17 protein-coding genes, 1 tRNA gene and 1 pseudogene are annotated in these 20,460 nt (G+C 61.2%); 8 read left to right on the top strand and 11 right to left on the bottom strand.

Annotated features, from left to right (window positions below; translation table 11 throughout):
- Positions 1 to 118: 118 nt before the first annotated feature.
- Positions 119 to 342 (bottom strand): annotated as a pseudogene (locus AC0L2B_RS17095) (GNAT family N-acetyltransferase); the annotation flags it as partial.
- A 281-nt stretch (positions 343 to 623) separates the two neighbouring features.
- Between AC0L2B_RS17095 and AC0L2B_RS17090 the strand changes: the two are divergent.
- Positions 624 to 1,613, top strand: coding sequence for a glutathione S-transferase family protein (locus tag AC0L2B_RS17090; RefSeq protein WP_473746175.1), 990 nt, complete (start codon positions 624 to 626; stop codon positions 1,611 to 1,613).
- A 1-nt stretch (position 1,614) separates the two neighbouring features.
- On the opposite strand, the gene AC0L2B_RS17085 is transcribed toward AC0L2B_RS17090, so the two are convergent.
- The gene (locus tag AC0L2B_RS17085) at positions 1,615 to 2,115 is read right to left on the bottom strand and encodes an NUDIX domain-containing protein (protein WP_473746174.1); all 501 of its coding nucleotides are present in this window, start codon (positions 2,113 to 2,115) and stop codon (positions 1,615 to 1,617) included.
- A gap of 53 nt (positions 2,116 to 2,168) precedes the next feature.
- Here AC0L2B_RS17085 and AC0L2B_RS17080 point away from each other — a divergent pair, with 53 nt between their 5' ends.
- Positions 2,169 to 3,083, top strand: coding sequence for a metallophosphoesterase family protein (locus tag AC0L2B_RS17080; protein WP_473746173.1), 915 nt, complete (start codon positions 2,169 to 2,171; stop codon positions 3,081 to 3,083).
- A 110-nt stretch (positions 3,084 to 3,193) separates the two neighbouring features.
- Here the strand turns inward: AC0L2B_RS17080 and AC0L2B_RS17075 are convergent, their stop codons facing one another.
- The 4 genes from AC0L2B_RS17075 to leuA all read right to left on the bottom strand — a co-directional run bounded on the left by AC0L2B_RS17075 (position 3,194) and on the right by leuA (position 8,772).
- A complete protein-coding gene (locus AC0L2B_RS17075) occupies positions 3,194 to 3,817 on the bottom strand; it encodes a hypothetical protein (RefSeq protein WP_091594623.1) in 624 nt (207 codons plus the stop codon).
- 126 nt (positions 3,818 to 3,943) lie between these two features.
- Positions 3,944 to 4,747, bottom strand: a complete 804-nt coding sequence (locus AC0L2B_RS17070) for an alpha/beta fold hydrolase (protein WP_473746172.1) — start codon at positions 4,745 to 4,747, stop codon at positions 3,944 to 3,946.
- A 103-nt stretch (positions 4,748 to 4,850) separates the two neighbouring features.
- The gene (locus AC0L2B_RS17065; protein ID WP_473746171.1) at positions 4,851 to 6,629 is read right to left on the bottom strand and encodes a hypothetical protein; all 1,779 of its coding nucleotides are present in this window, start codon (positions 6,627 to 6,629) and stop codon (positions 4,851 to 4,853) included.
- 424 nt (positions 6,630 to 7,053) lie between these two features.
- Complete coding sequence (gene leuA / locus AC0L2B_RS17060; protein WP_473746198.1) at positions 7,054 to 8,772, bottom strand: 2-isopropylmalate synthase; 1,719 nt, start codon at positions 8,770 to 8,772, stop codon at positions 7,054 to 7,056.
- 683 nt (positions 8,773 to 9,455) lie between these two features.
- Here leuA and AC0L2B_RS17055 point away from each other — a divergent pair.
- Positions 9,456 to 10,388: a complex I NDUFA9 subunit family protein gene (locus tag AC0L2B_RS17055; protein WP_473746169.1), complete on the top strand. Its 933-nt coding sequence runs from the start codon at positions 9,456 to 9,458 to the stop codon at positions 10,386 to 10,388.
- A gap of 105 nt (positions 10,389 to 10,493) precedes the next feature.
- Complete coding sequence (locus AC0L2B_RS17050) at positions 10,494 to 10,730, top strand: hypothetical protein (RefSeq protein ID WP_023797920.1); 237 nt, start codon at positions 10,494 to 10,496, stop codon at positions 10,728 to 10,730.
- A gap of 44 nt (positions 10,731 to 10,774) precedes the next feature.
- On the opposite strand, the gene AC0L2B_RS17045 is transcribed toward AC0L2B_RS17050, so the two are convergent.
- Both AC0L2B_RS17045 and AC0L2B_RS17040 read right to left on the bottom strand, forming a co-directional pair.
- The gene (locus tag AC0L2B_RS17045) at positions 10,775 to 11,164 is read right to left on the bottom strand and encodes a rhodanese-like domain-containing protein (protein WP_473746168.1); all 390 of its coding nucleotides are present in this window, start codon (positions 11,162 to 11,164) and stop codon (positions 10,775 to 10,777) included.
- Positions 11,165 to 11,166: 2 nt separating this feature from the next.
- Positions 11,167 to 11,736, bottom strand: a complete 570-nt coding sequence (locus tag AC0L2B_RS17040) for a peroxidase-related enzyme (RefSeq protein ID WP_023797919.1) — start codon at positions 11,734 to 11,736, stop codon at positions 11,167 to 11,169.
- 100 nt (positions 11,737 to 11,836) lie between these two features.
- On the opposite strand from AC0L2B_RS17040, the gene AC0L2B_RS17035 reads away from it, so the two are divergent.
- The 3 genes from AC0L2B_RS17035 to AC0L2B_RS17025 all read left to right on the top strand — a co-directional run bounded on the left by AC0L2B_RS17035 (position 11,837) and on the right by AC0L2B_RS17025 (position 15,461).
- The gene (locus AC0L2B_RS17035) at positions 11,837 to 12,061 is read left to right on the top strand and encodes a hypothetical protein (protein ID WP_473746167.1); all 225 of its coding nucleotides are present in this window, start codon (positions 11,837 to 11,839) and stop codon (positions 12,059 to 12,061) included.
- Between the two features lie 164 nt (positions 12,062 to 12,225).
- Positions 12,226 to 13,998 carry an SLC13 family permease gene (locus tag AC0L2B_RS17030; RefSeq protein WP_473746165.1) on the top strand — a complete coding sequence of 591 codons (1,773 nt, stop codon included), beginning with the start codon at positions 12,226 to 12,228 and terminating at the stop codon, positions 13,996 to 13,998.
- Between the two features lie 602 nt (positions 13,999 to 14,600).
- Positions 14,601 to 15,461: a hypothetical protein gene (locus AC0L2B_RS17025; protein ID WP_473746164.1), complete on the top strand. Its 861-nt coding sequence runs from the start codon at positions 14,601 to 14,603 to the stop codon at positions 15,459 to 15,461.
- A 134-nt stretch (positions 15,462 to 15,595) separates the two neighbouring features.
- Here the strand turns inward: AC0L2B_RS17025 and AC0L2B_RS17020 are convergent, their stop codons facing one another.
- Complete coding sequence (locus tag AC0L2B_RS17020; protein WP_473746161.1) at positions 15,596 to 15,898, bottom strand: hypothetical protein; 303 nt, start codon at positions 15,896 to 15,898, stop codon at positions 15,596 to 15,598.
- A 796-nt stretch (positions 15,899 to 16,694) separates the two neighbouring features.
- Positions 16,695 to 16,769 (bottom strand) — tRNA-Gln (locus tag AC0L2B_RS17015).
- A 401-nt stretch (positions 16,770 to 17,170) separates the two neighbouring features.
- Between AC0L2B_RS17015 and ppdK the strand changes: the two genes are divergently transcribed.
- The gene (gene ppdK / locus AC0L2B_RS17010; RefSeq protein WP_473746160.1) at positions 17,171 to 19,849 is read left to right on the top strand and encodes a pyruvate, phosphate dikinase; all 2,679 of its coding nucleotides are present in this window, start codon (positions 17,171 to 17,173) and stop codon (positions 19,847 to 19,849) included.
- 95 nt (positions 19,850 to 19,944) lie between these two features.
- On the opposite strand, the gene AC0L2B_RS17005 is transcribed toward ppdK, so the two are convergent.
- Positions 19,945 to 20,334, bottom strand: a complete 390-nt coding sequence (locus AC0L2B_RS17005) for a DUF427 domain-containing protein (RefSeq protein ID WP_473746159.1) — start codon at positions 20,332 to 20,334, stop codon at positions 19,945 to 19,947.
- Positions 20,335 to 20,460 lie beyond the last annotated feature (126 nt).

Raw genomic sequence — 20,460 nt, 5'->3', positions numbered from 1 at the left:
ACGCCCCCCCGCCGCCTGGCGGGCGTGGGGGGGGGCCCCCCGCGCTACCCCCCCCCGCGGGCGGCAATTGCCTTTTTTTTTGTCCGCCGCCCCCCCGCCACGGGGCCCGCCCACCCGCGCGGGGCGGGCGCCGGCCGCGATGCGCGTCATGCGCACAGAGGCGACAACGATATCGCCATCGACGGCCACGAAGGACAGAGCGCGTTCATGCGGGCCGCCCTCACGGATCTTGTAGGCGCCCAGCACGAAACGGCCCGGCCCGAAGGCTTCGTCGTTGATGGCTTCGATTTCGGGGTCATGCGCCGGAGTTTCCGGCAGGTATTTCACGTCGGCAAGGCTCATGGTCTGCGTTCCGGTAGACGGGGAAAGGTTTGCTGCAAACGGCAGCGTTCGCCAGTCAGCCCTTCATCAAGCGCGGGCGCCCTTTCGTCGTCGGTCGAACCGGATCAAAGCAAAGTCAAACATGCGGATTTTCCGCTAGCATCAATCTTCAGCCACCGCAATCGGCCGTTTGCTGCCGCCATTCGTCTGCCGCACCGGGAGATTGACGAACTGTTCAACGCCTGGCGATTTCCGCATCGTCGGTTTGTGCCTAAATCCCTACAAAGAGGAAAGGACACCACATGGGATTGCTGGTCGACGGCAAATGGCAGGACAGCGGGTACGACACCAGGGCGAGCGACGGCGAATTCGTGCGGGCGCAGTCGCAATGGCGCGACTGGGTCACGGTTGACGGCAGGCCGGCCGAAGGCCGCACGCGCGGCTTCAAGGCCGAGCCGGGGCGCTACCATCTCTATGTCTCGCTTGCCTGTCCCTGGGCACACCGGACGCTGATCTTTCGGGCACTGAAAAAGCTCGAGGACGTGATTTCCGTCACGGTCGTCCATCATTTCATGGGCGCCAACGGCTGGACCTTCCTGGCCGAGGACGGCGCCACCGGCGATACGCTCTACGGCCTCGACTTCCTGCATCAAATCTACACCAAGGCCGATCCCGCCTATTCCGGCCGCGTGACGGTGCCGGTTCTGTGGGACAGGCGAGAACAGACAATCGTCTGCAACGAGTCCTCCGAGATCATTCGGATGCTCAATTCAGCCTTCGACGAATGGGGCGATGCCAGCCTTGATTTCTATCCGAAAGCACTGCGCGGCAAAATCGACGCGGTCAACGCTCTGGTCTATCCCTCAGTCAACAACGGCGTCTATCGCGCCGGCTTCGCCACCACGCAAGCGGCCTATGAGAAAGCGTTTGGCGAACTGTTCTCGGCGCTCGACCAGCTCGAGGATCGCCTATCTCGCCAGCGTTATCTCGTCGGTGACCGCATCACCGAGGCCGATTGGCGGCTGTTCACCACGCTGGTCCGCTTCGACCCGGTCTATGTCGGCCATTTCAAGTGCAACCTGCGCCGCATCGCCGACTACCCGAACCTGTCGAACTATCTGCGCGACCTCTATCAGGTCCCGGGCGTCGCCGGCACGGTGAGCCTGCACCACATCAAGGCGCACTATTACGGCAGCCACAAAACGATCAACCCGACGCACATCGTGCCGGTCGGGCCGGAACTGGACTACGCGCCGCCGCATGATCGGGCGCGGTTCAGGAAGGCAGCGTGATCTACCAGTAGGGCGATGCCGCGGCGCCGCTGAAATTCTCGGCAACCCGCCGCAACGTGGCCGGCGTCGTTGCTTCCGGCAGGCGGTCGAGCGGAAAGAAGCCGGCTGCGGCGACCTCGCGATCCGGCAGCTTCGGCGCCGTCTGGTTGAACTGCTCGACCAAATATAGGCCGACATGGTCGCGGCGGCTGGCCCGACGGTTGAAATGCATCGATTTCAGCACCGGCGGCGCGGTCAATGCAATATTGCCCTCCTCGGAGAGCTCGCGCGCCAACGCCTCGATCATCGTCTCGCCCAGCTCGACGCCGCCGCCGGGAAGCTGCCAGCCCGGTACATAGGTATGGCGAATGAGGAAGACGGAATTGGACCTGCGATCGTGGATCAAACCACGCACCCCGAGCGTCATCGGCCGCCGCAGCACGAAGTACAGATGAAACAGCCTTGCCCTGAGACCCGGCCAGCCGGTCTGGCGGAAAGCTTGCTCCGGATCGGGCCGCATCATCACCCACGAAACCGTGGGTGGAAAGCAGCGCGCGCGTCGCTTATGAAGGAGGGATGTTCAGGCTCGCGCATATTTCCGATATCCACTTGGGACCGCTTCCCGGTGTAACCTATCGCGATCTCGCCTCCAAGCGGGTGGTAGGTTACGTCAACTGGCAGCGCAATCGCCGCCGCCACATGCGCGACGCCGTCATCGACACCATCGTCGCCGATATCAAGGCGAGTGCACCCGATCACCTTGCCGTCACCGGCGATCTGGTCAATCTGGCGCTCGATGGCGAGATCGAGATGGGCAAGCACTGGCTGGAGACGCTGGGCTCCCCCTACGATGTGTCGGTCGTTCCGGGAAACCACGACGCCTATGTGCCCGGTGCTTTCGACAAGTCCTGCCGGTCGTGGACGGCGTGGATGACCGGCGACGGCGTCAATACGCCGGTCGACCGCGAAGCCTTTCCCTATCTGCGCGTGCGTGGCAACGTCGCGCTGATCGGTGTCACGACGGCGCGGGCCACGGCTCCGTTCATGGCCAACGGCTTTTTTCTGGAAGACCAGGCGGAAAGGCTGCGGGACGTGCTCGATGCCACGGCCAAACGCGGGCTGTTCCGGGTGATCATGATCCACCATCCGCCAGTGCGCGGCGCCGTTTCGCAGCCCAAGCGGCTGTTCGGCATTGCCCGCTTCCAAAAGGTCGTTCAGCGGCACGGGGCCGAGCTTGTGCTGCACGGCCATTCGCACGAGCCGACGCTGTTCTCGATCAATGGGCGCGGCGCCAAAATTCCAGTGGTCGGCGTCGCTGCCGCAGGGCAGGCGCCAGGCGGCAGGCGTCCAGCGGCGCAATATAATCTGCTGGAGATCGATGGTGAAATAGGCAACTGGCGGCTCAGGCTGACGCGACGTGGCCTGACCGGGCCGGCCATCCCGCCTGCCGATCTCGAGGTTGTGGAGCTTGGCGCGGACGCTATGGCCTAGAGCCTGTTCCATCCCGATGGAATCGGGATGGGGCTCTATCTTTTTGTTTGACCATGATCTTTTCCGAAAACCGGTTTCCACTTTTCGCTACGCGGACCTTCGGTTCAGGATCATGGTCCAAAACTCAGTCCCATCGCAACGAGGCGGTCCCAGAACAACACGATCGATACCGCCAGCCCGACCAGGGCGCCGGCAGCGATCAGGCCGAGACCGGAGAGAAAGGCTGACCAACGCTTGCGGCGCTTGACGGATCGCAGCGGCGGCTCGGCTTCCGGGACCAAGGCACGTTTCAGGCCGGCGACAGCCTGCTCGACCCCGCCTTCCAGCATTCTCTGGCGTTCGATGACGCGCTCCGCGACGTAGCGCGTCACCTGATCGGCAACCGGTTTCATCTCGGTCGATTCGGCGAGCACCACGCGGCCGATGCGCGTGTCCTTGAGGAAACGATAGGTGCGGCGGTCGCGCCCCATGGCGACATGGCTGACGGCGTCGATCCAGAGCCGCGGCTGCAGCCCAGACGAGACGGCGAAGTCGAAATTGTCCATGTCGGCGGGCACGTCGGCGAAGATCGGCGCGAGTTCGGCGGCAAGCAATTCCAGCCGCATGCGATGCGCCTCGCGCATGTCGACCACGACGTCGTCGCGGTCGGCGAAGGCGTTTTTCACGTCGCGGATGGCGTCGGACAAATTTCGCGACTGATCGGCCTGGCTTATGGTCTCGGCTGCATCCTTCATCGGCGTTGCCTCGCGGGTTTGGTTAACACCGAATTAACACAGTCGCTGGCAAAATGCAGCAAAATGCACTTGTGAGATCGATAGGCGGCTTGCAAAATCCGGCCCGAAGCCGCGCTTTGACAGGGATCAGCCCGCTGCGGGAGCGGAGTTTGGACGAAGTGGCCTGCTGCGGCGTTTCATGTTGTGGCGGACGATCTCGGCGATCAGGCCGGGCGCTTCCTCGACCAGCATATGGCCGGCCTGCAACACATTGTGCAGGTGGAAATGCGCCGGCAGACCATCGGCCTGGCTGAAGGGCAGCACCGCGTCATCGGTCCCCCAGACCACAATCACCGGCATAGCCAGGGTTTCGAGCCGTTCGCGCGGGATGACGCCCTGCCGATCGTCCTTGGTCATGGCGGCTGCGATCTCGACAAGTTTGTGCAACTGGCCGGGACGCGCACGCATTGCGCCAAGCACATCCACGATGCGCTCCGAGGGCCGGCTTTGCGGTCCGGACATGGCGGCGAGGCAGGCGCGAATTTCACTTTTGCCGGCTGCTGCGGCGTAACGGCGCAACAGCGGGCCATTGATCTCAGTGCCAAACCCGCCCGGCGCCAGAAGCGTCAGCGAGGCTATCTTTGCGGGTTCGGCCAGTGCCATCAGCACAGCCGCCGCCCCGCCCATCGAATGGCCGACGAGATGCACCCTCCTGAGTCTGCGTGCGGCGAGGTCTGCCAGAACAGCCCGGGCGGCCGCCTTGGCCGGACCGCCACCCGGGAAATCGAGGGACAGCCCATGGCCCGGAAGATCATAGGCCAGCGTCCGTGAATCAGGTGCCAGTGTCGAAATCACCTCGTGCCAGTCGCCGTGGCAACCGCCGAAGCCATGCAGAAATACAACCGTCTTCGGGCCGGCGCCCCGTTCGGCAGCGTAAAGCGATGAAATCATGAAATTCTATGGTTTTACGCGAATTCGGATGTGGCGGGATTGCGTCTTGTACTAGGTTCGATGGCCAGTAAATTTTCGCGATCGGCCGTTCTGGTCGCAAGGACTAGCTGGCATTGCTGAGCCCGGCGGCACGCAAAGCCTCGACCAGCCGCTCGGTCAGATCTGCGGGGTATCTCCGCTCGACAAAAGCCGCGCGCGGATCGGCGGCGAATTTCGGGAACTTGACAGTCAACTCGTCCAGAAGTTCGTGCGCCAGTTGATCGCGGCCGGCGGCCTTGGCAGTGATCAGCCGCGCTGCCAGATAGTGCGATTTCGTCGGCGTCGCCTGCAACGCATCGCTGGCAAGCGCGGCCTTGTTCATATCGCCAGCCATGAACTGGCCGACGAAAAGCCCGTAATCCCACCAGGTCGGATGGGCGCTGGAGGTTTCGGCGGCTTGAGCAAGGATCGGCGTTCCCTCCCTGTACCTGCCGGCGAAAATCAGCCCGTAGGCGTAAGCTGCCGCCATGCTGAGGTCGTAAGGGTTGAGGTCGTAGGCCTTGCGCATCCAGCGGATCGATTCCTCCGAATTGCCGAGGCGGGAATTGAGATAGCCATAGGCACGGTGGGCATAGGGGCTGGTCGGCCCCATCTGCACGGCGCGACGGGCCAGCGACATCGCCTGTTCGATCGTTGCGCCGGCTGGATAGGCGTAGTGATCTGTGCCCGCCTCGAGATGCAGGGTCGCCAGCTCCGAAAAGACGAGCGACGATTTCGCATCCCGATCGACCAAGATTTCGAGGCAGCGATAGGCAGCCTCATGGGTTTTGGCGCCCTGGTCGAGATAGTATTTGTCGTTGAGCAGCAGACATTCCGTCAGGCCGGTCTGAAGGCCGCTCTGTTCGATATAGTTGTAGATCGCGCCAGAGGCGGGAACGGCCGAACTCAAAATGCCGGCGACACTATCCTCGACGGTGGAGGGTGTGCTGTCGGCGGCAGTCAAGTTGCGTGACAGCAGGACCCGCCCGGTCGCCACGCTTTGAAGCTCCAGCGTGACATCGCCTGCCGTTGGCCCCGGCAAGACATCGAATACGAAGCTGATCGCATCGGCGACCGGATCGGGCTGGCCGTCAGCATCGCGACCGATGAAGCTGACCGTGTCGAAGCGGCTGAGGCCGGCGCGCAGCGATGCGGCGACGCGGGCAGCCTCGGCACTGTTGGTTTTCACCGCAATGTAGACGAGCGGAAGGCTTTCAGCCGGAGCCCATGGCGCAATGCTGCCGGTTGCCACCGCATTTTCAATCGTCGGCGCGGCATCGCTTCCCGCCAGCAATGCGCTGCCTCCCTGACGAAGGATCAGCACGCCCAGCATGGCGATGACCAGAGCGATCGCCAGCCAGAAGAACTGGAGATGGCGCAGCAGCGAGGGTGCCGGCTGGCGAACGACGGGGGACATCAACGATGCGGCAGGTGCGGCCATGCCGGGTTCTTCGGGCGATTCCGGCAAGGTGGCCGCCGCCTCGGTGTGTTTCTCTGGATCCGGCTCGACCGGCAGGCGGATCGCGTTGAGTTCATAGGATGGAACATAGCCGCCACGCGGAATGGCAATGCGGATCGGCTCGGCAACACCCTCATTGGCAAAATAATGCTGGAGAAGCTCGCGCAGCCTGCCCGCCTGCACCCGCACCACGGCGTCGGTCGACGGATCGAAATCGCCGTCCTTGCCGAAAACATCCATCGCGATGGAAAAGCCCTTGAGCTTGTCGGCTTCGCCTGCCTGCTCGCGCTCGACCAGATAGCGAAGCAGCTTACGCGCTCGTTCGGATCTCCCGAACGTTTCGCTGGCTAGCAATCGCTCCAGCGTCTCGCGCACTGCGGGGGCGGCAGGCGTGGCATGCTGCAAGTGTCGATCCTCTCGAAGTCGGCACAGGTTAAGACGCAATCATATAGCGCCTGCACTGCCTTACAAGCATGCATCCATTATGCGATCGCGTACCACACCGGATAATCTTCCGGTGGTTAATGGTGCGAAAGACTGGAGCAGGATGATACCATCCGGGCTCATCTTGCTCCAGCTCATAGCTTTCGGCATCTGGTCTGGAGCGGTTCAGCTTTTTGATAGAACCGCCGAACCGCTCTAAAGCGCGTCGCATTTGACCGGCCTCACGCGACGCGCTTTAGGTTGTTGTTTTATGCATGTCGTTATCGCAAAACCGCTGCACACCCTCGGTTCAAGCCCGAGGGCATGCTTTTGCGCGACATGCATCAAGCATTAGTTTTACGCAATTCCGGACGGAGAACCGCTACGCACTTTTCCTGGGATTGCTCTAGTCGACCTTCCGGCCGACGATGCGATTGGCGGCGGAAACCACCGCTTCCAGCGAAGCGGCGACGATATTGGTGTTGATGCCGGCGCCGAACAGCTTGCCGCCGGGATGCTCCATCTCGACATAGGAGATGGCCGAGGCATTCGAGCCGCGCTGCATGGAGTGCTCCGAATAGTCGAGCACCGACATCGGCACGCCGACATGGCGCGACAGCGCGTCGACAAAGCCGTCGATCGGGCCGGTTCCGGAGCCTGATATCGTCACCTCCTTGCCGCTGTCGAGGATGATCGCCTCCACCGCGCGCCGCCCCTTGATCTCGATGTCGGGATAAGTGTGGTGGTCGAGGAATTTCAGCCGCGCGTCGGGCTGATCGACGTAGGTTTCGAGAAAGCGCTCGTAGATGCGCTTGGCCGGCACCTCCTTGCCTTCGGCGTCGGTGATCGCCTGGATCGCTTGACTGAACTCGATCTGCAGGTTGCGCGGCAGATTGAGGCCGTAGTCCGCCTGCAGCACATAGGCGATGCCGCCCTTGCCGGACTGCGAGTTGATGCGGATGATCGCCTCGTAGTTGCGCCCGACATCGGCCGGGTCGATCGGCAGATAGGGCACTTCCCAGTACGGCGTGTTGGCCTTGCGCAACGCCTTCATGCCCTTGTTGATGGCATCTTGGTGCGAGCCGGAAAAGGCAGTGTAGACGAGCTCGCCGACATAGGGATGCCGCTCGGGGATCTTCAACTGGTTCGAATATTCGTAGACGTCCTTCATCCGGTTGATGTCGGAGCAGTCGAGCTCGGGATCGACGCCTTGCGTGTACATGTTGAGCGCCAGCGTGACGATGTCGACATTGCCGGTGCGCTCGCCATTGCCGAACAGCGTGCCTTCGACGCGGTCCGCGCCCGCCATCAGGCCGAGTTCGGTGGTGGCGATCCCGGTGCCGCGGTCATTGTGCGGATGCAGCGAGATGAGCAGGTTCTCGCGGCTGTCGAGATTGCGGCACATCCATTCGATGCGATCGGCATAGATGTTGGGTGTCGACATCTCGACCGTGGACGGCAGGTTGATGATCAGCTTGTTTTCCGGCGTCGGCTTCATGATTTCGGTGACGGCGTTGCAGATTTCCAGCGCCACTTCGAGCTCGGTGCCGGTAAAGCTCTCCGGCGAGTATTCGAAACGATAGAAGCCGCCGGCCTTCGCTGCCATGTCGGTGATCATCTTGGCCGCATCGGTGGCGATCCGCCTGATGCCGGCGACGTCCTTCTCGAAGACGACGCGGCGCTGCAGTTCGCTGGTCGAATTGTAGAAATGCACGATCGGGTTGGTGGCGCCCTGCAGCGCCTCGAAAGTGCGGGTGATCAGTTCCGGCCGGCACTGCACCAGCACCTGCAGCGAGACATCGTCTGATACATTGCCCTCTTCGATGCACCAGCGGGCGAAATCGAAGTCGGTCTGCGAGGCCGACGGGAAGCCGATCTCGATCTCCTTGAAGCCCATGTCGAGGAGCAGGGTGAACATGCGCGCCTTGCGCTCGTGGCCCATCGGATCGATCAGCGCCTGGTTGCCGTCGCGCAGGTCGACCGAGCACCAGATCGGGGCCTTGTCGATGACTTTCGAAGGCCACACGCGGTCGGTGAGACCGACGGTCGGGTAGGGTTGGTATTTGCGGGCTGCCTCCGGCATGCCTCGGGCTGCCCCCGGCATGGCCCGGGCATCCTGGCCCATCTCCCCGCTGTCTGAGCGGATCTCTTCTCGTGCGTTCATTGTCGTCTCTCCCGGCGGCTCGCGGGATCCGCCTTCAGGCGGATTTGGTGCCGAGCGGCGCCTTTACCAGATGTTCATTCGCTAGATGTGACTTGCCAATTTTGGGACTGGCCCAATTTTGAGACTGGCCAAGGAGCATGCGCGTGAGCGGCGGTTCGACCGCCGGGCGCTCCTTCAGCGAACCCGGCGATCGCCGATAAGGCCGAGCAGCAGCAGAGCGGAAGCAAGCGCGCGCACGGTCTCGCCAGCAAAGCCGGTCTGACGGGAAGCGACGGAGGTGGCGCGGTTGGTCATGGCGGTTTTCATACAGGAGCAGCCAAAGCGAGGCAAGTGGGGGCCGAACGACATGTGTCGTAAGCAGATGAGTTGTCCGGATTAGGTAGCACGTGAGTTGTCCGGTTTTATTACCAGCGGATGGAGGCTGGGGATGAGACGGACAGCATGGCAACCCAGCGTCGAACACTCGCGCCCACAGCGACATCGGCCGTCTCTCGATCGAACCTGGCGCCGACTGGAACAAAAAACGTTCCTGCGTTGTTCTCCAACCGTCCCGATGTTCGAAGGGGCTGGGTTATACGCCGGCCAGAGGCGATCCTTGCGGCAGGCGCTCGGCGGGCACGCAAAGCCAAGGGATGGCGAGGCAAATGGATCCTGACGATCTCAACACAGAACGGATCGTTACTGTGTTCGGCGGGACAGGTTTTCTCGGGCGCCGGATCGTGAAGCGGCTCCTGGAAAGGGGTTTCACGGTCCGCGCCGCATCCCGCCACCCGGCTCGGGTGGGCCAGGTTTTTTCCTCGACGGCAAGGCCGCCCGAAGCCGTCGAGGCGGACATATTGGATGCGTCCTCGATCGGGACGGCCATTGACGGATCACAAGCGATCGTGAACGCCGTCAGTCTCTACGTCGAGCAGGGCGCCCAGACGTTTGAGCGCGTGCATGTGGAAGCCGCAGCTGAACTTGCCGCCGCGTCGCGCGCTGGCGAGGTCGACCGGTTCGTCCAGATTTCGGGGATCGGCTCCGATCCTCAATCGGATTCGAACTACATCAGGGCACGTGGGCGCGGAGAAGAGGCGGTGGCGAGCGCATTTCCCGGCGCCATCATTGTGCGTCCCGCCGTCATGACGGGACCTGACGACGTTTTCCTCACGACGATTGTCAGGCTGATACGTCTGCTGCCGGTTTATCCGCTGTTCGGCGATGGCGGCACACGGCTTCAGCCGGTCTATGTGGAAGACGTCGCAGACGCAGTCAGCCGGCTGGTCGGCGGGCGAAACCACAAGGGCTCATCGATATTCGAATTCGGCGGCCCGCGCATCTACACCTATAAGGAACTGCTGCGCCAGATCGCCCGACAGCTCGATACCCACATCAGGCTGATGCCGGTGCCGTTTGCGGCGTGGGACGCCTTGGCCGGCGTCGCGGAACTCCTTCCGGGAACGCCGATAACGCGCAACCAGGTCGATCTTATGCGGCACGACAATGTGGCCGCAATCGGCGCGCCGGGCCTGAAGGAACTCGACATCGCGCCGCGCGACATCGAGGAGGTGATCCGCTTGATCGAACGGCGCGCGTGAAGCTGCTCGGGTCCGTCTCCTGCTTAGCAGGACTTCCTGATGGGAACCTATCGCCATGCGGCGGGTTGGACGAGCTTGAACCAATGAAGAAGAAGGAAAAGAACCATGGCCAGATGCGATCAATGCGGGAATGACTACGACAAGGCTTTCGAAGTGACGCTGGCTGAGGAAAGCTATACGTTCGACAGCTTCGAATGCGCGATCCAGAAACTTGCGCCGCTCTGCCCGCATTGCGGGTGCCGGATCATCGGACATGGTGTCGAACAAGATGACATCATCTACTGCTGCGCACATTGCGCCGCGGAGGAAGGTGCAAGCGCGCTGACCGATCGCGCGCCTTGATCGCCCGCATTCCCAGTGGCAAGCGACGGAGCCGGTCGTCGAGCCTAGCTGTCCTTCCTCGGTTTCTCGGCGACGATATTGCCGCGCTTCTTCCACTCCGAGAAGCCGCCGCGCAGGCTGCGCGCGTCAAGTCCCATCTCCTGCGCGACCTTGGCGGCGAGCAGCGAGCGCCAGCCGGACGCGCAGTAAAACACAAAGGTCCTGGGCTCGGCGAATCTCGGCTTGTGGTAGGGGCTTTCCGGGTCGATCCAGAATTCGAGCATGCCGCGCGGCGCATGGAACGCGCCGGGGATCATGCCCTCGCGCTCCAGTTCCCGCGGATCCCGGATGTCGACCATGACAACGCCGTCGGGAATGGTCGCCATGTCCGCTGCCTCGACCGAGCGGACGACCGCATCGGCGTCGGCCAGCAGGTCCTTGTATCCCTTCGGCATGGTCAGCGCCCCATCGCGTAGAACTCGTCGTTCGGCCTCATGCTGGTGACGTTGGCCAGCCGGTTTGACATGGCGAAGAAGGCGGCGATGGCCGCGATGTCCCAGGCGTCCTCGTCGGTGAAGCCATGCATCTTGAGGTCCGCGATGTCCGCGTCGCCGACCTCGTAGGCGCGCGCGGAAACCTTCATGGCGAAATCGAGCATCGCCAACTGGCGCGGGGTGATGTCGGCCTTGCGGTAGTTGGTGGCCACCTGATCGGCGATCAGCGGGTTCTTTGCGCGAATGCGCAGGATCGCGCCATGGGCGACCACGCAGTACTGGCACTGATTGGCATTGCTCGTGGCCACGACGATCATCTCCCGCTCGGCCTTGGTGATCGGGCCGGGCTTGTCCATCAGCGCGTCGTGATAGGCGAAGAAGGCGCGGAACTCGTCCGGCCGATGCGCAAGCACGAGGAAGACGTTGGGCACGAATCCCGACTTCTCCTGCACGGCGAGTATCCGTTCGCGGATGTCGTCGGGAAGGCCGGCGATCTCGGGAACGGGGAAGCGGCTTATGGCGGGCGCGGTCATCTGTGTTCTCTCCCTTGCACGGCCGTCAATTCGACTAGCTTTAGGCCATCGAACGCTTTTCGGCGAGCCTCATGGAAGGGCTGGAAGTGCCGAGGATGCGGTGGTCTCGCAGTCGCCGCGCGAGTTCCAATCGCTGTGGACGATGCGGGACTCCTGCGTCGACTATGTGCGCACGCGCGATCACATCGTCGGCGGGGTGGAGGCGGTGTATCGCATGGTTGCGGAGAGCGGCGGGTCGATCGCGGCCGAACATGGCGCAGCGCGCACTAGCGAGAATGACGGCTATCGCTATAAAGTCGGAACGGCCAGGCGCCGGCCAGGTTGAAAGGCGCCACCCCAGGACCATGGCTGCGAAAGTCGGGAACATTGATCGACACGGGCTTATTGGCAAGCACGGAACCGTGCTAGCAAAACCGTGACCAGCAAAAGCAACAAAACGGCGGTTTGGCCGTTCTGATCAGCCGCATAAGCGGCGGGGCATCCGAAGACATGACTACGCCGCAAATCCTGTCGTTCGCCGTTATCTTCATAATGATGGCGGCGCTCGTGTGGGGTCGGTATCGATATGATCTGGTTGCAGCCGCGGCACTGTTGCTAGCCCTCGCGATCGGCATCGTGCCTTTTGACGAAGCCTTCAGCGGGTTCAGCGACGATATCGTGGTCATTGTCGGCAGTGCCCTGCTGGTGAGCGCCGGCATAGCACGCTCGGGCATCATGGAAGTCGCCATCAGGCGTTTCGCTCCGAACCTGTCGGGCGTTCGCTCGCAACTGGCGCTGCTGGTCATCGTGGTCACGATCCTGTCTGCCTTTGTAAAGAATATCGGTGCGCTCGCGATCATGATCCCGATAGCCTTCCAGTTCGCGCGCCGGTCGAGCGTTTCACCGTCGATATTCCTGATGCCTATGGCGTTCGGGTCGCTGCTCGGTGGACTCATGACGCAGGTGGGGACATCTCCCAATGTCGTCGTGTCCCGTGTGCGGGAGGAACTGACCGGCGCCGCCTTCACAATGTTCGACTTCACGCCTGTTGGAGCCGCGCTGGCCGCCGCCGGAACGATCTTCCTGGTGCTTTTCTATTGGCTGCTGCCGGTGCGCGAAAAGCTCGGCGGGTCGGTGAATGAAGCCATCGACATCAAGAATTACCTGACAGAGGCCAAAATTGTCCGCGATTCCACTGTGCTCGGCAAAACCGTCGCAGACCTCATGAAGCTTTCCGGCGGCGATGCCATCGTGACGTCGATCCTGCGCAACCGGACCATGCGGATGACGCCACTGCCCGACGTCGTCCTCAAACTGAACGACATTCTGCTGCTCGAGGGCGACCCAGGGGCGCTGGATCGCCTTGTCTCCCAGGGCAAGCTCAGCGTTACCGGCAACAGGGTCGGCGGTGACGTCACGGCCAGCGAGATGGTCGCCATCGAAGCCGTCATCGGTGAAAGCTCGCCTTTGATCGGCTGGACGGCCCAGCGCCTTGCCCTCTATCACCGCTTCAATGTCAACCTCCTGGCCGTCAGCCGTCACGGCGAGCGCCTCGACCGCAGGCTGGCCGAAGTCCAGCTGAGGCTGGGCGACGTCGTCGTGCTGCAGGGCAATGCAGCGACGATACCCGATGTACTGCGTGAACTCGGCTGCCTGCCGCTGGCAGAAAGGGCTATCCTGCTTGGCAGCGTCCGCAAGGGTATCGTGCCGGTAATCATCCTTGCTCTCGCCATGCTGGCGACTGCGTTCGGGCTGCTCCCGGTCTCCGTTGCTTTCTTTGCGGCCGCGGTCGCGATGGTGCTTTTCAAGGTCATCCCGGTCCGCGACGTCTACCAATCGCTGGATGGTCCAATCCTCGTCATGCTCGCCGTTCTCATTCCAGTCAGCGATTCGCTGCGCAGCACCGGGGCGACAGGGGTCATCGCCGGCGAGCTTGCCAGACTGGGGACCGTTCTGCCGGCGCCCGGCGCATTGATGCTCATCCTTGTCGCCGCCATGGCCGTTACGCCATTCCTCAACAATGCCGCCACCGTTCTGGTCATGGCGCCCATCGCCGCCGCGTTTGCCGGCGATCTCGGCTACAGGCCGGAAGCATTTCTGATGGCAGTCGCCATTGGCGCCGGCTGCGATTTTCTCACCCCGATCGGCCACCAGTGCAACACGCTCGTCATGGGGCCGGGCGGCTACCGTTTCAGCGACTATCCACGCCTGGGACTGCCACTGTCGTTCCTCGTCGTCATTGTTGCCGTGCCGATGCTTATGATGGTTTGGCCAATGAACTGATAGGCGGCGGACGGATCGCTCTTGCGACAGTCGCGGTTAGCGAAGGCGGTGGTGACGGCCGATCTCCCCCCAAGTGGGGGAGATGTCCGGCAGGACAGAGGGGGGCGCTGTCCAGGGGCGCTGTCCCTCTGCCATCAAAGGTGCTGCGCCGTCGTGACGCTCTGATGTAACGGAATGGATCCCATCCCGTGACATCAACCGAAGAATGCAGCGGCTCAGGATAAATACTGATCTGTCGTGATCCTTCGCGCCCCCCTCTGTCCTGCCGGACATCTCCCCCACAAGGGGGGAGATTGGCAGCTTTGGCGCACCGCTCGCTCCTGCAACGGTGGCGGTTAGCGAAGGCAGTGGTGACGGCCGATCTACCCCAAGTGCCCCGCCGGCGCGCCGCAGGCCTCAGCGCCCAAGGAAGAGACTGCGCGCGATGCCGCCGGACCGCTGGTGTTTCCGGTGCGCGCTTAATGAGACGTCGATCCGTGTCGAAGGCAAGGACGTTGTTCTGACCCCGGGCATGTCGGTGACGGCGGAGGTCAAGACTGGCAATCGGCGGGTGATCTAGTTCCTACTTGATCCGCTAATGGAGATGACGGATGAGGCGTTTCATGAGCGGTAACAGGCAGCATCTGCGCAAACGTTCAACGAGTCATAAAGCCCGAAAGGATATAACAATTCTGTCATTTATTTTTTTCAATGTATGCACGATTTTTTTAATATACATACATATTATTCGTCTACTTATCTTTTTGCCTTTTGGCTTTAGAGAAACAAATTTCCTCGAATGCCGCCTTTGTTGGCAAAAAACAATCCAATCATTGGTAGTAACAACTCGAATTATAGTTAAAGTATGTTGCGGTCTTCTGGTCTCTTTTCTTATCTGCGGATGCGATCTCATAGGTAAATCAGGCGCGACGTCGACTTTGACCCGTGAGGAGCGTCTTAAGCTTGCCGCAGAGGCCTACTTCGATAACCAATGTGAAAAGCAGTGGGCGCTGCTTTGGCCAATGGCGCGAGAAGGCGATGGCGAAGCGCTTTCAGAGCTTGCCTTTGAACTTGGGGGAAGGCTCGAGATACCTGCCTCGGATTCGGATATGAAAGTCGATCCGGGAGATAAGTCATTTGCCAATGTGCTTGTCATGACGATCTACGGTGCGACAGCGTCAAAACATCCTGACAAGAGCAATCTTCACTACATCTTTGACTCCGCTAGATGGAGGAAGGGCGACGTAACGGTTGTATCCATTCGCTCTGGCCGGATCAGTTATAGCTCAATCAAGGCTCCCCCTCCAGTTTTAATGACAATGTTGGAAAATTGCCTTTCTCAGGCAAACTCCTCGGCTACTGGCGACAGATGTGTCGCTGAGGCCATCAAATTGGGACTCATTCCACGCTTTTCCGAATACAGTAAAGCCTGGGACGCAGTCCCGACCACGTACCGCCCGAACCATTGCCTTCGTCGTTCTTAATAGTCTTAAGAGGATATTACCCAATCTCAGAACGTCACTTGACACCCGGAGAAGTAGATCTAGGCCGTTCTATCTACGGAGATGCAATTAATTACGGCAAAGTGACTATCACAGATCAAAGTCTCTTTGGACCCCTAGCCGACAAAGATCGAGCACATGCACGCCCGCTCGAATTTAGCGGGAGGCGTCAAGTGTTTATCTAGCCCCTCCTTCAAAAGGAGGGGGACAGCCATCACGGCTTTTCCAAATTCGCTTGGTCTCAGCGCCGGGCACCTTTTCAATATGCCATAGATGTTACCTGAAATTTCTGCAGCCCGATGCAATTTGCCATCTGCCATACGTGCCAAGTAATTGATGTTTTGCTCTAACTGCCCGGCCGAAGCTGTCGATATTGTGAAGCAGATTCCTGCGATGACCGTTACCAAAATGCGGCTCAAATGTTTCCCCTCTTCTTGCAGTCAACTCGCCCTACTAATCACCCGTTATCATAGCTTGGCCTGATTCAAAATTTCGCCAATCGGCGCCAGCGGGCATGACCACTAAAGCTCAGTTGCGGACCTCGATGGGCGAACAGTTTATTTGGTGGACAAGCTGAAAATTTCTCGGCTCATAGCCATTAATTGCATACAAGCACGGAAATTCTGGGTTCTATTCGTCCATCGAAAATGTGAATCGAACTGGATTTGTTTTGATTCCCGGCGGCCAACACCGTTTCACGCCTCGTGCAAGGATCGGAGCGGCCTTCGCCATCGACTCTGAGTGAGGCTCGTATGCGACCACAGCAACAGTCTGTGCCTTGTCGACTTTATCCAGCGTGACCTTAAAAGTCACTTTGAACGGCGTCGCGATATCGACCGGAATGACTAAGCAGCCTCCAATTTCTCGCTGAGAAGAGCCTCTAATTCGCTAGCCCGTGCAGTGCCGGCGCAAATAATTAAACCCAATACGACGACTGCACGCATTCTGATCTCCCTTTGATCAACGGCAGCTTTAAACTATTAGGCGGAGCAGCGCCGTTCTCTACCGTGTCGCGGACTGGAAAAGCGGCAAGGTCTGGGCGACACCACTTAGCGAAATCCATATGCAGTTCCAGCCTCTCAATGGCGATTTTATCGAGGGCGTTCCCGCTGATCCCGGCGCGGTCGAATGGCACCTAAGCAGGTGACCTAGAGTGCCCTACATCAGGAAATTGAAATCTCTGTAAGTAGCTGATTTTGCCATATAAAATAATGATGGCTGGGGCGCCAGGATTCGAACCTGGGATTGTCGGTACCAAAAACCGATGCCTTACCACTTGGCTACGCCCCAACAGTCAGAACATGCCCGCTGCGCGCGGCCTTATAGGACGAGCCGACGGAAAGCTCAATGCCGAGAATAGCGAGGCGCGGAACTGATCCACTGGTTCCCGCAGCGTTCGCATCATTGTCTGCTGTCGCCTTGAGCCTGTCCAGCGTTCCACCAGTCGCCGGCAGTTTCAGGTAATCGAGTTCTCAGTCACATGGCGTTACCATGGTTCCTGTTTTGTGCTCTTCAACTGGCCGCCCAAGCCGCAAGTCTTTTTGTCATCGCTTTTTCTTAATCGATTGTAGAAGCCGGCTGGCTTGCCGACGGCTTGCCTTTCGCACTGCAGCATCATATCGCTCGTGCAGGGACACGGCGGAACTTCGGCTTCGTCAATCTTTTCAATCTCCTGCAACCGGAGAGCAAGCATGACCAAATGGGTCTACACCTTTGGCGACGGCGCTGCAGAAGGCCGTGCCGGCGACAGGAACCTGCTGGGCGGCAAGGGCGCCAATCTGGCCGAAATGTGCAGCCTGGGCCTGCCGGTGCCGCCGGGGTTCACCATCACCACCGAGGTCTGCAACGCCTACTACGCCAACGGCCGCACCTACCCGGCCTCGCTGGAAGCAGATGTCGCGGTCGCATTGGATCATATCGGCCGGCTGACCGGGCGCCGCTTCGGCGATCCCTCGAAACTGCTTTTGGTGTCGGTGCGTTCCGGTGCCCGCGCTTCGATGCCCGGCATGATGGACACCGTGCTCAATCTCGGCCTGAACGACGAGACGGTCGAGGCACTGGCCGCCGATTCAGGCGACGCCCGCTTTGCCTATGACAGCTACCGGCGTTTCATCCAGATGTATTCCGATGTCGTCATGGGCCTCGACCATGAGGTGTTCGAGGAAATCCTCGAAGACCAAAAGGGCGGCCTCGGCCATGAACTCGATACCGAACTGAGCGCCATCGAATGGCAGGGCGTGATCGCGCTCTACAAGGCCAAGGTCGAGGAGGAACTCGGCAAACCGTTTCCGCAAGATCCGAACGAGCAGCTCTGGGGTGCGATCGGCGCCGTGTTTTCGAGCTGGATGAACAACCGCGCCATCACCTACCGGCGCCTGCACGACATTCCCGAAAGCTGGGGCACCGCGGTCAACGTCCAGGCCATGGTCTTCGGCAATATGGGCGAGACCTCGGCCACCGGCGTCGCCTTCACCCGCAATCCGTCGACCGGCGAAAAGATGCTCTATGGCGAGTTCCTGGTGAATGCGCAGGGCGAGGATGTCGTCGCCGGCATCCGCACGCCGCAAAACATCACCGAGGCGGCGCGCATTGCTGCCGGCTCCGACAAGCCGTCGCTGCAGAAGCTGATGCCGGAAGCGTTCCAGTCTTTCGTCACCATCTCCGACCGTCTGGAAAAGCACTACCGCGACATGCAGGATCTCGAATTCACCATCGAGCGCGGCAAATTGTGGATGCTGCAGACGAGGTCCGGCAAGCGCACCGCCAAGGCGGCGCTCAAAATCGCCGTCGAAATGGCGCGCGACAAGCTCATTTCAAAGGAGGAGGCCGTCGCCCGCATCGATCCGGCCTCGCTCGACCAGTTGCTGCATCCGACCATCGATCCGAAGGCGGCACGCGATGTCATCGGCATCGGTCTGCCCGCATCTCCGGGTGCAGCCACCGGCGAGATCGTCTTTTCCTCCAACGATGCCGAGGAGCTCAAGACGCAAGGCCGCAAGGCGATCCTCGTGCGCATCGAGACCAGTCCCGAGGACATCCACGGCATGCATGCGGCGGAAGGCATCCTGACCACGCGTGGCGGCATGACCAGCCACGCTGCGGTGGTGGCGCGCGGCATGGGCAAGCCCTGTGTGTCGGGCGCCGGCTCGCTGCGCGTCGACTACAGGGCCGGCACCCTGATGGCGATGGGATCGACGTTCCGCAAGGGCGATATCATCACCATCGACGGCGGCAACGGCCAGGTGCTGAAAGGCGCCGTACCGATGCTGCAGCCGGAGCTCTCGGGCGATTTCGCCGCCATCATGGAATGGGCCGATGCCGTGCGCCGCATGAAGGTGCGCACCAACGCCGAAACGCCGCTCGACGCGCGCATGGCGCGTTCCTTCGGCGCCGAAGGCATCGGGCTTTGCCGCACCGAGCACATGTTCTTCGAGGGCGACCGCATCGTTGCCATGCGCGAGATGATCCTGGCCGACACGGAAAAGGGCCGGCGAACGGCGCTCGCAAAACTCTTGCCCATGCAGCGCTCGGATTTCCTCGAATTGTTCGAGATCATGGCCGGCCTGCCGGTGACGATCCGCTTGCTCGATCCGCCGCTGCACGAATTCCTGCCCAAGACCGAGGAAGAGGTGGCCGAAGTCGCCGCCGCCATGAACCTGTCGCCCGACAAGCTCAGGCAGCGCACCGAAGCCCTGCACGAATTCAACCCGATGCTTGGCCATCGCGGCTGCCGGCTTGCGGTTTCCTATCCCGAAATCGCCGAGATGCAGGCGCGCGCCATTTTCGAGGCCGCCGTCGAAGCCGGCAGGAAGGCCGGCGCGCTGGTGGTCCCGGAAATCATGGTGCCGCTGGTCGGCCTGGTGAAGGAACTCGACTACGTCAAGGCGCGGATCGATGCCGTCGCCAAGAGCGTGATGGAGGAAACCGGCGTCAAGATCACCTATCTTACCGGCACGATGATCGAACTGCCGCGCGCCGCGATCCGCGCAAACGTCATCGCCGAGGCGGCCGAATTCTTCTCTTTCGGCACCAACGATCTGACCCAGACCACTTTTGGCATCTCACGCGACGATGCGGCCTCGTTCTTGGAGACCTATCGCCAGAAGGGCATCATCGAGCAGGATCCGTTCGTGTCGCTCGACATCGAGGGCGTCGGCGAACTGGTGCGGATGGCGGCCGAAAAAGGCAGGGCAACGCGGCCGGATATCAAGCTCGGTATCTGCGGCGAACATGGCGGCGATCCGGCGTCGATCCATTTCTGCGAGGAGATCGGCCTCGACTACGTGTCGTGCTCGCCCTATCGCGTGCCGATCGCCAGGCTGGCTGCCGCGCAGGCGGCGGTGCAGGCTGCAAGGAACGATCGCGGGTAAGGGCCGACGTCGGCCATGGCCGTGCCACCCAATGATCGGCGGGACAGGCCGCGAGCCGTCCCTGCTCAGGCTGGCCCAACTCAGGCTGGCCCGGCTCAGGCTGGTTTGGCTTCGACCGTCACCTTGTTGGGATAGAACGCGCCGTGATCGCGGATTGCGATCATCTCGTCGAAAGGCCGCTCATAGGCCCACATCGCATCCTTGCCTGCTTCCGCGGCAGGCAGCACGCTCCAATAGCTCGCATCGCCCTTGAACGGGCAATGAGTCGACGAGTCCGTCTTGCGAAGCTGGTCGAAATCGATGTCTTCGAATGGAATGTAGAGGATCCCGGGGTAGGGGGATTCGGTCAACAGCTTGGCCCTCCTGGACGAGGCAATGACCGCGTCGCCGGCGCGTACGGTCACAGTTCCGCTGTACGGCTCGATGGTAATGACTTTATCGGGGTTGCGCTGAAAGCCGGGTGACGGATTGGCGGACTGGTCCATGACGGTTCTCCTTGCACGACCTTAAGGTGTGTAGGGCGTGCGCGCTACGCAAGGTCGTTGTCGAATGCGGGGGCTCCATCGCCTTTAGGCGTTGAAGGATCTCTCGTCAAATCGAGCTTGGCTATG

It is taken from the genome of Mesorhizobium sp. WSM4815 (genome assembly GCF_055811575.1).
Note: the sequence above shows the minus strand (reverse complement) of the source record. Positions and strands in the feature narration are given on the sequence as shown.